The 14,435-nt window shown below is 72.7% G+C and carries 10 protein-coding genes; 1 reads left to right on the top strand and 9 read right to left on the bottom strand.

Going from position 1 to position 14,435, the window contains the following annotated elements; genetic code table 11:
* From ACZ45Z_RS14065 to ureA, 9 genes are all read right to left on the bottom strand, one after another.
* Nucleotides 1-222 carry an acyl-CoA carboxylase epsilon subunit gene (locus ACZ45Z_RS14065; protein WP_468361333.1) on the bottom strand — a complete coding sequence of 74 codons (222 nt, stop codon included), beginning with the start codon at nt 220-222 and terminating at the stop codon, nt 1-3.
* Between the two features lie 57 nt (nt 223-279).
* Complete coding sequence (locus ACZ45Z_RS14060) at nt 280-1,863, bottom strand: acyl-CoA carboxylase subunit beta (protein WP_468361330.1); 1,584 nt, start codon at nt 1,861-1,863, stop codon at nt 280-282.
* Between the two features lie 261 nt (nt 1,864-2,124).
* Nucleotides 2,125-4,575: a polysaccharide lyase 8 family protein gene (locus tag ACZ45Z_RS14055; protein WP_468361638.1), complete on the bottom strand. Its 2,451-nt coding sequence runs from the start codon at nt 4,573-4,575 to the stop codon at nt 2,125-2,127.
* 157 nt (nt 4,576-4,732) lie between these two features.
* Nucleotides 4,733-6,373: a citramalate synthase gene (gene cimA / locus ACZ45Z_RS14050; RefSeq protein WP_468361327.1), complete on the bottom strand. Its 1,641-nt coding sequence runs from the start codon at nt 6,371-6,373 to the stop codon at nt 4,733-4,735.
* A 421-nt stretch (nt 6,374-6,794) separates the two neighbouring features.
* The gene (locus tag ACZ45Z_RS14045; RefSeq protein ID WP_468361324.1) at nt 6,795-8,156 is read right to left on the bottom strand and encodes an MFS transporter; all 1,362 of its coding nucleotides are present in this window, start codon (nt 8,154-8,156) and stop codon (nt 6,795-6,797) included.
* Nucleotides 8,157-8,288: 132 nt separating this feature from the next.
* Complete coding sequence (locus ACZ45Z_RS14040; RefSeq protein ID WP_468361321.1) at nt 8,289-8,906, bottom strand: TetR/AcrR family transcriptional regulator; 618 nt, start codon at nt 8,904-8,906, stop codon at nt 8,289-8,291.
* 33 nt (nt 8,907-8,939) lie between these two features.
* A complete protein-coding gene (locus ACZ45Z_RS14035; protein ID WP_468361318.1) occupies nt 8,940-9,980 on the bottom strand; it encodes an agmatine deiminase family protein in 1,041 nt (346 codons plus the stop codon).
* Between the two features lie 142 nt (nt 9,981-10,122).
* Complete coding sequence (locus ACZ45Z_RS14030; protein WP_468361315.1) at nt 10,123-11,817, bottom strand: urease subunit alpha; 1,695 nt, start codon at nt 11,815-11,817, stop codon at nt 10,123-10,125.
* Nucleotides 11,814-12,530, bottom strand: coding sequence for an urease subunit gamma (gene ureA, locus ACZ45Z_RS14025; RefSeq protein ID WP_468361312.1), 717 nt, complete (start codon nt 12,528-12,530; stop codon nt 11,814-11,816). The genes ACZ45Z_RS14030 and ureA overlap by 4 nt, the downstream gene beginning before the upstream one ends.
* A 243-nt stretch (nt 12,531-12,773) precedes the next feature.
* Between ureA and ACZ45Z_RS14020 the strand changes: the two genes are divergently transcribed.
* Complete coding sequence (locus tag ACZ45Z_RS14020) at nt 12,774-14,255, top strand: cytosine permease (protein ID WP_468361309.1); 1,482 nt, start codon at nt 12,774-12,776, stop codon at nt 14,253-14,255.
* Nucleotides 14,256-14,435: the final 180 nt, after the last annotated feature.

Here is a 14,435-nt window from a genome sequence, read left to right as displayed (position 1 = left end):
TCAGCGCTGCCAGCTCGTGGCGCCGTGGAAGCCGTACTGGCGCTCCAGCCGGCGCCAGCGGGCGGCGGTGGCCCGCGGGTGGGCCGGGGCGGCGTCGGCCGGGCGGTGGGCGGCGCGGGCCAGGAGGACGGCGGTCAGGGCGGCCAGTTCTTCCTCGCTGGCCTGGCCCTTCTCCACGCGGATGGGGGCGGTGGCGGTGCTGAGTGCGTTCGAGGTACTCACGGTGTCGGGTCTCCGTCGTCGCGGTGGGCGCAGTGCCGGGTGCGGTTGCGGGTGGGGTTACTGGGGCGGGTTGCCGTGCTTGCGGGCCGGCAGATCCGCGTGCTTGGTGCGGAGCATGTCCAGGGAGCGGATCAGCGTGTGGCGGGTCTCGGTGGGGTCGATGACGTCGTCGACCAGGCCGCGCTCGGCGGCGTAGTACGGGTGCATCAGCTCGGACTTGTACTCCTTGACCATGCGCACCCGCATGGCCTCGGGGTCGTCCGCCTCGGCGATCTGCTTGCGGAAGATGACGTTGGCCGCGCCCTCGGCGCCCATGACGGCGATCTCGTTGGTGGGCCAGGCGTACGTCAGGTCGGCGCCGATGGACTGCGAGTCCATGACGATGTACGCGCCGCCGTACGCCTTGCGCAGCACGATGGAGATGCGCGGGACGGTGGCGTTGCAGTACGCGTACAGCAGCTTGGCGCCGTGGCGGATGATGCCGCCGTGCTCCTGGTCGACGCCGGGCAGGAAGCCGGGGACGTCCAGGAGGGTGATGATCGGGATGTTGAAGGCGTCGCAGAGCTGGACGAAGCGGGCGGCCTTCTCGGACGCCTCGATGTCCAGCACGCCGGCCAGCGACTGCGGCTGGTTGGCGACGATGCCCACCACGCGGCCGTCGAGCCGGGACAGCGCGCAGATGATGTTGGTGGCCCAGCGCTCGTGGACTTCGAGGTATTCGCCGTCGTCGACGATCTCCTCGATGACCTTGCGCATGTCGTAGGGGCGGTTGCCGTCGGCCGGCACGATGTCCAGGAGGGCCTCGCCGCTGCGGTCGGCCGGGTCCTCGCTCGCCACGGTCGGCGGGTTCTCGCGGTTGTTGGCGGGCAGCAGGGAGAGGAGGTAGCGGACCTCTTCCAGGCAGGTCGCCTCGTCGTCGTAGGCGAAGTGCGCGACGCCGGAGGTCTCGGCGTGCACGTCCGCGCCGCCCAGGCCGTTCTGGGTGATCTCCTCGCCGGTGACGGCGCGGACGACGTCCGGGCCGGTGATGAACATCTGCGAGGTCTCGCGGACCATGAAGACGAAGTCGGTCAGCGCCGGGGAGTACGCGGCGCCGCCGGCGCAGGGGCCGAGCATGACGGAGATCTGCGGGATGACGCCCGACGCCTTGGTGTTGCGCTGGAAGATGCCGCCGTAGCCGGCGAGCGCGGAGACGCCTTCCTGGATGCGGGCACCGGCTCCGTCGTTGAGGGAGACCAGCGGGGCACCGGCCTGGATGGCCATGTCCATGATCTTGTGGATCTTCGTGGCGTGGGCCTCGCCCAGCGCGCCGCCGAAGATCCGGAAGTCGTGGGCGTAGACGAACACCGTCCGGCCGTGGACGGTGCCCCAGCCGGTGATCACGCCGTCGGTGTAGGGCTTCTTCGACTCCAGGCCGAAGCCGGTCGCCCGGTGCCGCCGCAGCGGCTCGACCTCGTTGAACGAACCCTCGTCCAGCAGCAGCTCGATCCGCTCGCGGGCCGTCAGCTTGCCCTTCGCACGCTGAGCTTCGGTGGCACGCTCGCTGGGGCCTCGCCGAGCCTGCTCACGGATGGCGTGCAGTTCGGCGACGCGCCCGCGGGCGTCTTGGGCGCCGGCGGGCACATCTTCGACAGTGGTCATGCGTCGACGGTACGTGGCGGGGGCCCTCGGGACCGATGTCGGTTTCTGACAACGTCGGATGCGATTTCGTGGGCAGGCAGCACAGAATCGTCCTGTACCGCACCTGCGTCCGGGGCCCCGCAGGGGTGGCGAGGCCGGTCGGCGTCTGTATGGGCCCCACAAACGGCGGCGGTGTGATGTTGTGCCGGTCCGCTGATCGGCCGGTCCGCGCGCGGGCACGCCACCCGATCGGCGCAGCCGCCGTACGGCCGAACGGGCCGGTCAGCCCAGTGCGACGGTGCAGGTGTGGGTGGCGCAGGCGGTGCCGGGGGTCAGGCGCAGCCGTAGGCGGTCGCCGGTGGCGAGGACCTCGACGGCCGGGTCGTGGGCGAGGACCGCGCGGACGGGCCGGGACCAGGTGATCTCCAGGGGTTCGCCGGTGCGTTCGGGGGCGGCGGCGCACACCCGCGCCGTGCGGACGCGGCCGCCGGCCGCTGAGGTGCGCCCGCTCTCGCGGACGAGCACGCTCGCGGGGGCGCTCGCGGCCAGCGGTCCGGCCCGGCCCGCGCGCCAGAAGTTGGCGGCCCGCACTCCGAGGGAGGGGACGGCGACGGCCTGCCGGCCGGCGTCGTTGGCGAGGACGGTCAGCCAGCGCCGGTCGGCGGCGCGCGCGGCGACGGCGGGCGGGGCGGCGCCGGGCATCAGGAGGTAGGCGTAGCGGGCGCCGGCCGGGTCGGTGCCGTGGTCGCGCAGGAGGGTGAGGTAGCGGCGGGTGTGGGGGCGGCGGGAGGAGCCGGTGTTGATGTCGTGCCAGGAGCCGGTGCGGGCCTCGCGCCGGGCCGTCAGCGGCGCGCCGCCGGGGAAGACGTATCCGCCGTGGCCGGCGAGGTGGGCCCAGTGGGCGCGCCGGAAGGCGGTGGTCCACCCGAGGACGGCGGGTTGGCGTACACCGTCGACGGTGAGGGCGGCGGTGCCGTACTCGCCCAGGCAGCGGTTGTCGACGACGGTTTCGACGGGCACGCCGTCGTGGGCGGTGATGCCGGCGCCCAGGCACAGGACGGTGTCGGCGAGGAAGAACCAGGACTTCTTGGCGGTCAGGGTGGCGGCCAGGCCGCGCAGGTCCTGGCCGACGGCGGCGTATTCGCCGTCGGTGGTGCCGCCGACCCAGCGGGCGGCGGGTTTCGGTTCGCCCCAGCCTCCGCCTTCGTTGTCGGCGAGGCGTTTGGTGGACACCGTGGTGCCGGGGAGGCGGTAGGGGTCGACGGTGGGCCAGAAGGCGTCGGAGTACTGGTCGCCCCCGAAGTCGGCGCCCCACCAATAGAGCATGCCGGCGCCGGTGTGCCAGCCGCGCGGGTTCTCGCCGTTGCCGTTCTCGTAGTACGTGATGCGGTCCGAGGCCATGGCCAGGGCGGCGGCCCAGCCGGGGCGGCGGTGCACGGCGCGGTCCATGGCGGGGAAGAGGCGGTGGCCGACGGGTTCGGGCGCGGCGGGCACCGGGCTGTCGTCGATGGCGGCCAGGCGCGCGTGGTCGGCGACGGTGTACTGGCGGTCGGTGCGGACGGGCAGGGTCGTGTCGCGGGCGATCCAGCCCTTGATCATGGCGTGCCACCGGGACCGTTCGGTCGCGCTCGCGGCCTGGGCGAGGAGGGCGAGGGCGGCGATCAGGGCGTGGCCGTGGAAGTGGTCGCTGCGCGGTATCCGCCGTTCGTCGCCGAGGAGGTCGCCGCGGCTGATGGCGCGTCCGTTGACGCTGTCCATCATCAGGCCGTTGTGCAGGAGCGGCGCGAAGGCGTGTTCGACGCTGTCGAAGACGATCTGGCGGGCGGGGTCGGTGATCTCCCAGGCGGAGCCGCGCAGCAGGGTGAACAGCCGGGCCAGGCCGTCGAGCAGGACGTAGCCGTAGGTGCCGGAGTAGGCGACCCAGGTGTGCTGGATGAAGGAGCCGTCGGCGTAGAGGCCGTCGCCCTTGGTGACGTGGGGGAAGACGGGTGAGAGGGCGTCGCGGGCCAGCGCGAGGCGGTCGGGGTCGCGGCCGAGGATGCCGCGCAGGGCGACGACGCGGCAGAGGTCGACGCGGTTGGCGCCGGTGCTGGTGCCGGTGTACTCGCCGAGCATGCTGTCGGGGACGAAGTGGTCGACGGCGGCGAGGTAGCGGGCGAGGCGGCCGTCGGCGGGCAGGCCGCCGGGCAGGTGCTCGTCGAGGACGGCGAGCGTGTCGAGCAGGAGGCGGGGGCTGCCGATCTGCCACTCCCACCAGTTGCCGTAGCGGGTGGTGGCGGTGTTGTAGACGGTGGCGTCGAGGTGGTCGAGGCCGGTGAGGATGTCGGTGGCGAGGGCGGGGTCGCCGGTGTGGCCGGTGCCGGGCTGGGCGTGGGCCTGGGCCATGGTGTGCAGCCGGCCGTAGCCGCGGGTGATGCCGGACGGCGGGTCGTAGGGGCAGTCGGGCCACAGGGAGCCGGCGGTCGGCCGCATGCGGGCGCGGAAGTCGGCGGCCAGTCGGCCGGTTTCCTCCAGGGCGGCGGCGTACGGCGCGGCGGCGGGGTCGTAGCCGGTGCCGAGGTGGATCTCGGTCCAGCGGGTCCGCAGGGCGTCGAACGGGTCCGCGGCGGCGGCCGGTGCGGGGGCGGCACGGGCCGGGGCGGCGCCCGCGCCGAGGCCGAGCGCGGCGGCGGTCGAGGCGCCGAGGAATCCTCTGCGGGTCCAGGCGGGCACGGGCGGCACGGGCGGCTCGATCGGCACGGGTGGTCCTCTCGGCGGCGTCAACCGGGGGGTGGCGCGGTTCACTTGAGAGCGTGCCGATGGTGTAGCACGGGCGTCGCCGACCGGCAATGACCGGCGCCGGGGCGGTGCGCGCGGCCCACCCGGCCGCGGCCCGCCCCGCCCGGACCGGTCAGTCCTGCGGCTGCACCCCGGCCCGCAGCAGCCCGTACACGTAGGCGTCGTCCAGCGCCTGCCAGGACGCGGCGATGACGTTCTCCGCGACGCCGACGGTGGACCACTCGCCGCGGCCGTCGCTGGTGGAGACCAGGACCCGGGTGATCGAGCCGGTGCCCAGGGCGCCCTCCAGGATGCGGACCTTGTAGTCCACCAGCTCCATGTGCGCCAACTGCGGGTAGATCCGCTCCAGGCCGACCCGCAGCGCCCGGTCCAGCGCGTTGACCGGGCCGTTGCCCTCGGCGGTGGTGACGATCCGCTCGCCCTTCGCCCACAACTTCACGGTCGCCTCGTTGGCGTGCGTACCGTCGGGACGGTCCTCGACGATCGCCCGCCAGGACTCGACCTCGAAGTAGCTGCGCGGGCGTCCCTCGACCTCCGCGCGCAGCAGCAGCTCGAACGACGCGTCGGCGGCCTCGTAGGTGTAGCCGGCCAGCTCGCGCTCCTTGACCCGCTCGACGACCCGGCCGACCAGTTCGCGGTCGTCCCCCAGGTCGATGCCGAGTTCCTTGCCCTTCAGCTCGATCGACGCCCGGCCGGCCATGTCGGAGACGAGCATCCGCATGCTGTTGCCGACCAGTGCCGGGTCGATGTGCTGGTAGAGATCGGGGTCGACCTTGATGGCGGAGGCGTGCAGCCCGGCCTTGTGCGCGAAGGCGGAGACCCCGACGTAGGGCTGGTGGGTGGAGGGGGTGAGGTTGACGACCTCGGCGATGGCGTGCGAAATGCGGGTGGTCTCGGCGAGCTTCCCCTCGGGCAGGACCTGGCGCCCGTACTTGAGCTCCAGGGCGGCGACGACGGGGAAGAGGTTGGAGTTGCCGACCCGCTCGCCGTAGCCGTTGGCGGTGCACTGCACGTGGGTGGCGCCCGCGTCGACGGCGGCGAGGGTGTTGGCGACGGCGCAGCCGGTGTCGTCCTGGGCGTGGATGCCCAGGCGGGCCCCGGTGTCCGCGAGGACGGTCCGCACGACGGCGGTGACCTGGGCGGGGAGCATGCCGCCGTTGGTGTCGCAGAGCACCACGACATCGGCGCCGGCCTCGCTCGCGGTGCGCACGACCTGCTTGGCGTAGGCCGGGTCCAGCACGTAGCCGTCGAAGAAGTGCTCGCAGTCCAGGAAGACGCGGCGGCCCTGGGCGCGGAGGTGGGCGACGGTGTCGCCGACCATCGCGAGGTTCTCCTCGGGGGTCGTGCGCAGCGCCAGTTCCACGTGCCGCACGTGCGACTTGGCGACGAGGGTGATGACCGGCGCCCCGGATTCCAGGAGGGCGGCGACCTGCGGGTCGTCCTCGACGCGTACGCCGGCCTTGCGGGTGGCGCCGAAGGCGACGAGCTGGGCGTGCCGGAAGTCGATCTCGGCGCGGGCGCGCTGGAAGAACTCGGTGTCCCGGGGGTTGGCGCCGGGCCAGCCGCCCTCGATGAAGCCCACGCCGTAGTCGTCCAGGTGCCGGGCGATGGTCAGCTTGTCGGCGACGGTCAGGTTGATGCCCTCGCGCTGGGCGCCGTCGCGCAGCGTGGTGTCGAAGACGTGGAAGTCGTCGGACACCTGGCCGCCGGGCCGGGGCTGCGGGGACGGTGCGGGTTCGGGTGCGTCCGTCATGCTGGTGGGGCTCCTGTCGGGATCTCGGTCTACCGGAATAACCGGCTCCACCGTCCCTCCATGATCCCTCGCGCTCCGCTTCCGGTGAACGGGTGGGCCGGAAACGAAAAAACCTCTCGCGGGTGCGAGAGGTCTGCGCGCGGGTCTGGGACGACGATGGCCGCGCCGTACTCGGTTCGTACGGGGCGGTCACTGCGGACCGGCGCGCCTGCTGCCAATAATCATGGCGAACGAGAGCACGGGGGCAGTCTGGCACGGCGGCGCGCCGCGCCGGTAACCGGTCTCACGATGCGGGCGGGGTGTCCGGGGGGTGGCGTGCCCCGGGGCGCGTCCGTCGGGTTGTGCGTCCGGCCCTGGGCTCGTCCGACCGGCGGCGGCCCCTCGCGCGGGGGCCGCCGCCATACGGCGCTCGGGCGGTGGCTCAGCTCGGCGACGCCCCCGCCCCGGCCTCCCGCACGCCGCCCGTCTCGGCCGCCCCTCCCGTGCCGCCCGTCCCGCCGGCCTCCCCCTTGCCCACCCGGTGCAGATCGATGCTCCGGGTCTCGCGCATCGTGACGTAGACGATCAGGGAGACGGCGGCGCAGCCGGCGACGTACCAGTAGTAGCCGGACTCGGCGCCGCCCTTCTTGAACCACAGGGCGACGTATTCCGCCGTACCGCCGAACAGCGCGTTGGCGATGGCGTACGGCAGGGCCACGCCCAGCGCCCGGATGCCGGTCGGGAACAGCTCGGCCTTCACGCACGCGTTGATCGAGGTGTAGCCGGTGACGATGACCAGGGCCAGCAGCGACAGCCCCAGGGCCGGCCAGAAGCTGCCGGCCTCCTGGAGCAGCGTCATGATCGGCACGGTCAGGAACGTCGAGCCGACCGCGAAGGTGATCAGCAGCGGCCGCCGCCCGATCCGGTCCGAGAGCTTGCCGGCCAGCGGCTGCAGGCACATGAAGACGAACAGCGCGCAGAAGCTGACCAGCGAGGCGGTCGGCTTGTCCATGCCGGCGCTGTTGGACAGGTACTTGGTGAGGTAGGTCGTGTACGTGTAATACGCGACGGTGCCGCCCATGGTCAGCGCGATGACCAGGAACGCCTCGCGCCTGTGGGCCAGCAGCGCCTTGAGGGTGCCGCGGTCGGGGTCGTTCCGGGCGCTGTCGTCCTCGGCGTAGACCTCGGTCTCCAGCATGTTGCGGCGCAGGTAGAAGACGACGCCGGCGCCCAGCGCGCCGACGACGAACGGGATGCGCCACGCCCAACCGTGCAGCGCGTCCTCGGACAGCGTGCGCTGGAGCGCGATCTGCAGCCCGAGGCCGATGAGCTGGCCCGCGGTCATCGACACGTACTGGAAGCTGGACGCGAAGCCGCGCTGCCCGGGCGCGGACGCCTCCGTCAGATACGTCGCGCTGGCCGCGTACTCCCCGCCGACCGACAGCCCCTGGAGCATCCGGGCGACCAGCAGGACCGCCACACCGCCGTAGCCGGCCACCGCGTAGGTGGGCGCGACGGCGATCAGCACCGCCGAAGCGGACATCAGCGTGACGGTCAGCGTGAGCGCCGCCTTGCGCCCCTTGCGATCCCCGACCCGCCCGAGCACCCAGCCGCCGACCGGCCGCATGAAGAAGCCGACGGCGAAGATGCCCATGGTGTTCATGAGGTTGGCGGTGTCATTCCCCTTGGGAAAGAACGAATCCGCGAAGTACACCGCGAAGCTGGCATAAACGAACCAGTCGAACCACTCGACCATGTTGCCGGCCGACCCGACCCAGATCTTCTTCCACTGCTCTCGTCCCATAGCCGATCACGCTCTCGGACGACAGGGCCTTCGGCAAGAGCCACCGCGGCAACGATCGCGCCTACTTACGTGCGTTGCGGTCATGGGCGGTGCCCGCGCCGGCGCGGACCCGCCGCCGGTGGCCCGGGTCCCTCACGCCTCGGGTATGGACAGCGACTCGTCCAGGAACTCCCGTACGTGGCGGCGTACTTGGTCGCGGTCGGTGCCGGGGAGGCCGACGACGAGGTGGGTGCCGAAGCCGTCGAGGAGGGCGCGGGTGCGGGTGGCGAAGCGTTCGGCGTCGACGGGTTGGAACTCGCCCTTGGAGGTGCCTTCGACGAGGAGGGCGACCAGGTCGCGGTGCCAGGCCAGCTCCAGTTCGAGCTGGCGTTCGCGGGTCTCGTCGTCGGCGTTCTGGGAGCGGTTCCAGACCTCCAGCCACAGGGTCCAGCGCGGGTCGCGGTGGCCTTCGGGGAGGTAGAGGTCGACCAGGGCGTCCAGGCGTTCGCGAGCCGGGACGAGGCGGGAGAGGGCGGCCCGGCGCTCGGCGCCGAGCTGCTCCTCGCTCCACTGGAGGGTCTGGAGGAGCAGCTCGTCCTTGGTGCCGAAGTAGTACAGGATGTGGCCGCTGCTCATGCCGACCTCGCGGCCCAGTCCGGCCATGGTCAGGCGGTCCAGGCCCTCGGCGGCGATGGTGTTCATCGCCGCGGCGAGGACCTGCTCACGGGGCTGGGTGAGCCGCCGCCGGGGACGGCGCACGGGACCGGGCACGGGGGACCTCCGGGGTCGGCTGGGCCTGCGGAATCAGACCTTCGGCTGCTGCTGGGTGATGCAGTGGATACCGCCACCCGCTGCGAAGATCGTACGGGCGTCCACCAGGGTCACCGTGCGCTCGGGGAAGAGCCGGCGGAAGATCCCGGCCGCGTGCTCGTCGCGCGGGTCGTTGAAGCCGCACAGGACCACGCCGTCGTTGCAGAGGTAGTGGTTGATGTACGAGTAGTCGACGAGCTCGCCGTCCTCCTCGATGACAGTGGGCGCGGGGACCTCCACGACCTCTAGCTGCCGTCCGCGGGCGTCGGTGGAGGACCGCAGGAGCTTGGCGATCTCGGCGCAGATCGTGTGGTCGGGGTGGTCGGGGTCCGGCTGGGTGTGGACGAGGACGACGCCGGGGCGGGCGAACGCGGCGACGATGTCGACATGGCCGCGGGTGCCGAACTGGCCGTAGTCGGCGGCGAGGCCGCGCGGCAGCCAGATCGCCTTGGTGGTGCCGAGGTGCGCGTGGATCTCGGCCTCGACCTCCTCGGCGGTGCGGTCGGGGTTGCGGCCCGGGTCGAGTTGCACGGTCTCGGTGAGCAGCACCGTGCCCTCGCCGTCGATGTGGATGCCGCCGCCCTCGTTGACGAGGGGGGTGGCGTAGCGGCGGGCACCGGCGAGGGTGGTGACGTGCTCGGCTATCTCGGCGTCGTGCTCCCAGCGGGCCCACTCCTGGGCGCCCCAGCCGTTGAAGACCCAGTCGGTGGCGGCGAGGCCGCCGTTGCCGTCGGTGAGGAAGGTGGGGCCGATGTCGCGCATCCAGGCGTCGTTCAGCGGCCGTTCGACGAGGTCGATGTCCGGGCCGAGGAGGGCGCGGGCGCCCTCGGACTGGCCGGGTCCGGTGACGACGGTGACCGGTTCGAAGCGGCGGACCGCGCGGGCGACCGCGCCCCAGGCGTCACGGGCCCGGGCCAGCGTCTCGCCGCCCTCCTCGCCGAACGTGAAGTTGGGGCCGGGCCAGGCCATCCAGGTCCGCTCGTGCCGTGCCCACTCCGGGGGCATCCGGAAGCCGTCGGCGACAGGGGTGTTCATACGGGATCCTCACGGTTTCGCGGTGACAGGAGTGGAGGGAGGGAAGAGGAAGGCGGAGGGGAAGGGGAGAGGAACGGGAAGCGGGGACGGCTGGACGGCTGGAGGGGGCGGGGAGCACGCACGAGGTGGCTCCCCGCGGCCCCTACAGGAAATACAGCCGTGACAGCGACACCGTGTCGGCCGGTTCCGAGCGCATCGGGTCGCCGTCGAGGGTGACCAGCCCGGTGCGGCCGTCGACCTGGACCTGTCCGATGCGGGAGTTGTGGACGAGGTCGGCGGGGCCGATGCCGCGGGTGCCGCGGACGGCGACCCGGCGGCGGCGGGTGGGCATGCCGTCGCCGCCCTGTTCGGCCGCGGCGCGTGCGACGAAGGCGACGGAGATCTCGGCGGGGGTCGCGCCGTGCGCCCCGAACTGCGGTCCCAGGACCAGGGGTTCGCAGGTGTCGGTGGCGGCGTTCGGGTCTCCGGTGACGCCGTAGGCGGGGAAGCCGGACTTCAGCACCAACTGCGGTTTGGCGCCGAAGAACTGCGGCAGCCACAGCACGATGTCGGCCATCTTGCCGACCTCGATCGAACCGATCTCGTGGGCGAGGCCGTGGGCGAGGGCGGGGTTGAGGGTGAGCTTGGCGACGTAGCGCAGCACGCGCGCGTTGTCGTCGTGCGGGCCGTCGCCCTCCAGGGGGCCCAGTTCGGCCTTCATCTTGCCGGCCATCGCGAAGGTGCGCCGTACGGTCTCGCCGGCGCGGCCCATGCCCTGGGCGTCGGAGGAGGTGATGCCGATCGCCCCGAGGTCGTGCAGCACGTCCTCGGCGCCCATCGTCCCGGCGCGGATGCGGTCGCGGGCCATGGCGGCGTCGCCGGGCAGGTCGGTCTTGAGGTCGTGGACCGAGACGATCATGCCGTAGTGCTCGGCTACCGCGTCCCGCCCGAAGGGGAGGGTGGGGTTGGTGGAGGAGCCGATGACGTTGGGGACGCCGGCCATCTTCAGGACGTTGGGGACGTGTCCGCCGCCGCAGCCCTCGATGTGGAAGGCGTGGATGGTGCGGCCGTCGAGCACCCGCAGGGTGTCCTCGACGGAGAGGCATTCGTTCAGCCCGTCGCTGTGCAGGGCGACCTGGACGTCGTGGTCCTCGGCGACGCGCAGCGCGGTGTCCAGGGCGCGGGCGTGCGCGCCCATGTCCTCGTGGACCTTGAAGCCGCAGGCGCCGCCCTCGGCCAGCGCCTCGACCAGCGGCGCGTCCCCCGAGGAGGAACCGCGGCCGAGGAAGCCGATGTTGACCGGCCAGGCGTCGAAGGCACTGAAGGCGTGGCCGAGCGCCCAGGGGGAGTTGACGCCGACGCCCCACACCGGCCCGAATTCCTGGCCGATGATGGTGGTCACACCCGACGCCAGCGAGGCTTCCATGACGCGCGGCGAGAGCAGGTGGACGTGGGTGTCGACGGCGCCCGCGGTGGCGATCATGCCCTCGCCGGAGACGATCGAGGTGCCGGTGCCGACGACGACGTCGACGCCGTCGAGGGTGTCGGGGTTGCCGGCCCGCCCGATGGCGTGGATGCGTCCCTCGCGGATGCCGATGGAGACCTTGCGGATGCCCTGGACGGCGTCGATGACCAGGACGTTGCTGATCACGACGTCGCAGGTCTCGCGGACCGAGGCGGCCTTGAGGTGCAGTCCGTCGCGTGCGGTCTTGCCGAAGCCGGCCAGGAACTCCTCGCCGGGCTTCTGGGAGTCGGACTCGACGCGGACGACGAGTCCGGAGTCGCCGAGGACGACGCGGTCCCCGGCCCGCGGGCCGTGGACCGAGGCGTACTCCCGCGGGTCGATGCTGCCGGTCATGCCTGCTCCTCCGCTCCCAGGTAGCCGCAGGCGGCCGCCCGCCGCAGCGCTTCCGTCTTGGCGCCCGGCGCGTCCAGCGGGCCGTCGACCAGACCGGCGAAGCCGATCGCGATCCGGTCGCCGCCGATCGGCACCAGACCGACCTCCGAGGAACCGTCGGGGTCGAACCGCACCGACGAGCCGGCCGGTACGCACAGGCGCATGCCGTACGCCGCGGCGCGGTCGAAGCGCAGCCGGGGGTTGGCCTCGAAGAAGTGGAAGTGGGAGGTGACGCTGACCGGCACGGTCGCGGTGTTGTGCACCGTGACGCGGGCGGCGGGCTCGGGCTCGGGGTCGGCGGGGCCGGGCAGCACCTCGCCGGGCGCGTACGCGGCCGACGCGCCGCCGGCGGGGGCGGGGGCCGCCGCGCCGCCGTGGATCGGGTCGCTGACCACCGCGAGGCGGGAGCCGTCGTCGAAGACGGCCTCCACATGCACCTCGGTGACGACCTCGGCCACGCCCGGCAGCACATCGTCCGGGCCGAGCACGGCGCGTGCGGCCTCGATGGCTTGAGCGAGGCGGCGCCCGTCCCGCGCCGCCTCGCAGACTGTGTCCGCGATGAGCGCGGTCGCCTCGGGCACGTTCAGCTTCAGTCCGCGGGCCCGGCGCGTGCGCGCCAGCTCGGCCGCGCCGAACAGCAGCAGCCGGTCGCGTTCCGTCGGGGTCAGCCGCATCCCGTCACACCTCCAGCTCGATTAGAGCATCACTCTAACTCGTAAATCGTCAAGCGCGAAAGCATTGACCTACGCCAGAAGTATGAGTCACATTGAGCGCTGCTCTAAGTTTCAGTCGCTCTCGCGACGACTAGAGCGACGCTCTAAGAAGCGTCATCTCGTACATCACCCACAGAACAGGCGCGAACCACGCGCAGCGAGCACCGCTCACACACTGTTGTCCGGCCTCTCAGGGGAGCCCTCATGCCGATAGAACAACGCGGAGTCGACACCATCCCGGACGAGGAACGCACCAGCGGGCCCCGCGACCTCGTCTCCATCCTGCTCGGCTCGAACCTCGCCCTCGGCGTAGTGATCTTCGGATGGCTCCCGGTCTCCTTCGGCCTGGGTTTCTGGCCGTCGGTGAGTTCACTCGTCCTGGGCACCGTCGTGGGCACCGTCCTCACCGCGCCCCTGGCGCTGGTGTCGCTGCGCACCGGCACCAACCTCTCCACCAGCAGCGGAGCCCACTTCGGCGTACGCGGCCGGCTCATCGGCTCGGTGATCGGCCTGCTGCTCTCGCTCGGCTACACCGCGCTGACCCTGTGGGTCGGCGGCGACGCGGTGGTCGGCACGCTCGCCCGGCTGTTCGGGCTGCCCAGCGGCGGCGTGACGTACGCGCTGGTCTACGCCGTCCTGGCCGCCTGTACGGCGCTGGGCGCGGTCTACGGCTACCGCCTGCTGCTGCGGCTGAGCCGGGTCCTGGCCATCGGCATGAGCGCGCTGCTCGCCATCGGCCTGTTCGCCTACGCCCCCGACTTCACCACCGCCGCCCCCGCGGGCTCGGAGTACCTGCTGGGCGGCTTCTGGCCGACCTGGCTGCTCGCGGTCGTCTCGGCCGGGCTCAGCGGCCCGATCGCCTTCATCACCCTGCTCGGCGACTACACCCGCTACATCTCGCCCCGCCGGCACACCTCCCGCAAGGTCTTCTGGGCCACCTGCCTGGGCCTGGTCGCCGGTCTTCTGGTGCCCCAGCTCTTCGGCACGTTCACCGCGGTCGCGGTGGGCGCGGGAGAGGACTACGCCGGTCCCCTGGTCGCCGGCGCCCCCTTCTGGTTCCTCGCCCCGCTCTTCCTGGCCGCCTCAGCCGGATCGGTGGGCAACGCCGGTCTGATGCTGTACTCCATGGGCCTGGACCTGGACGCCATCCTGCCGCGCGCCAGCCGCACCCAGGCCACGTACGTCGTCGCCGCCCTGGCCACGGGCTTCGTCTTCCTGGGCCACTTCGCGTGGGCCGCGCAGGACGCCATGACGTCCTTCGTGCTGCTGCTGACGGCGATCGGTACGCCCTGGGCGGTGATCACCGTCATCGGCTTCCTGCGCTGCCGCGGCGAGTACGACTCCGATGCCCTCCAGGTCTTCAACCGCCGCTCGCGGGGCGGCCGCTACTGGTTCCGGGCCGGCTGGAACCCGCGCGCCACGATCGCCTGGGCCGCGGGCTCGGTGATCGGCGTGGCCGCCGTCGACACTCCGCTCTACACCGGGCCGCTGGTTCCCCTCACCGGCGGGATCGACTTCAGCTTCCTGCTGTCCGCGGGCGTGGCCGGCGCCCTGTGCCTGGCGCTGTGCGCCCGGGACCACACCGCGACGGGTACGGCTACGGCTACGGACGCGTCGGCGGTGGACGGCGCGGCGCCGGGCGAGCCGGACAGCGAGCCGGACCCGGCGGTGGCGCCCGCCGGCTAGGTCCGTCCGCGCAACCATCCGGAAACACCGAAGGGGGGGGGGGGGGGGGGGGGGGGGGGGGGGGGGTGGGGGGGGGTTGGGGGGGGGGGGGGGGGGGGGGGGGGGGGGGGTGGGGGGGGGGGGGGGGGGGGGGGGGGGGGGATGGGGGGGGGGGGGGGGGGGGAGGGGGATGGGGGGGAG

It is taken from the genome of Streptomyces sp. NPDC031210, assembly GCF_055570395.1.
This window is presented reverse-complemented; position numbering and strand designations above follow the sequence as displayed.

Excerpts from the sequence above, each read along its gene's own strand:
- cimA (WP_468361327.1), bottom strand. The coding sequence starts at position 6,373 with ATGACGGACGCACCCGAACCCGCACCGTCCCCGCAGCCCCGGCCCGGC.
- ACZ45Z_RS14035 (WP_468361318.1), bottom strand. The coding sequence starts at position 9,980 with ATGAACACCCCTGTCGCCGACGGCTTCCGGATGCCCCCGGAGTGGGCA.
- ACZ45Z_RS14060 (WP_468361330.1), bottom strand. The coding sequence starts at position 1,863 with ATGACCACTGTCGAAGATGTGCCCGCCGGCGCCCAAGACGCCCGCGGG.
- ACZ45Z_RS14030 (WP_468361315.1), bottom strand. The coding sequence starts at position 11,817 with ATGACCGGCAGCATCGACCCGCGGGAGTACGCCTCGGTCCACGGCCCG.
- ureA (WP_468361312.1), bottom strand. The coding sequence starts at position 12,530 with ATGCGGCTGACCCCGACGGAACGCGACCGGCTGCTGCTGTTCGGCGCG.
- ACZ45Z_RS14045 (WP_468361324.1), bottom strand. The coding sequence starts at position 8,156 with ATGGGACGAGAGCAGTGGAAGAAGATCTGGGTCGGGTCGGCCGGCAAC.
- ACZ45Z_RS14020 (WP_468361309.1), top strand. The coding sequence starts at position 12,774 with ATGCCGATAGAACAACGCGGAGTCGACACCATCCCGGACGAGGAACGC.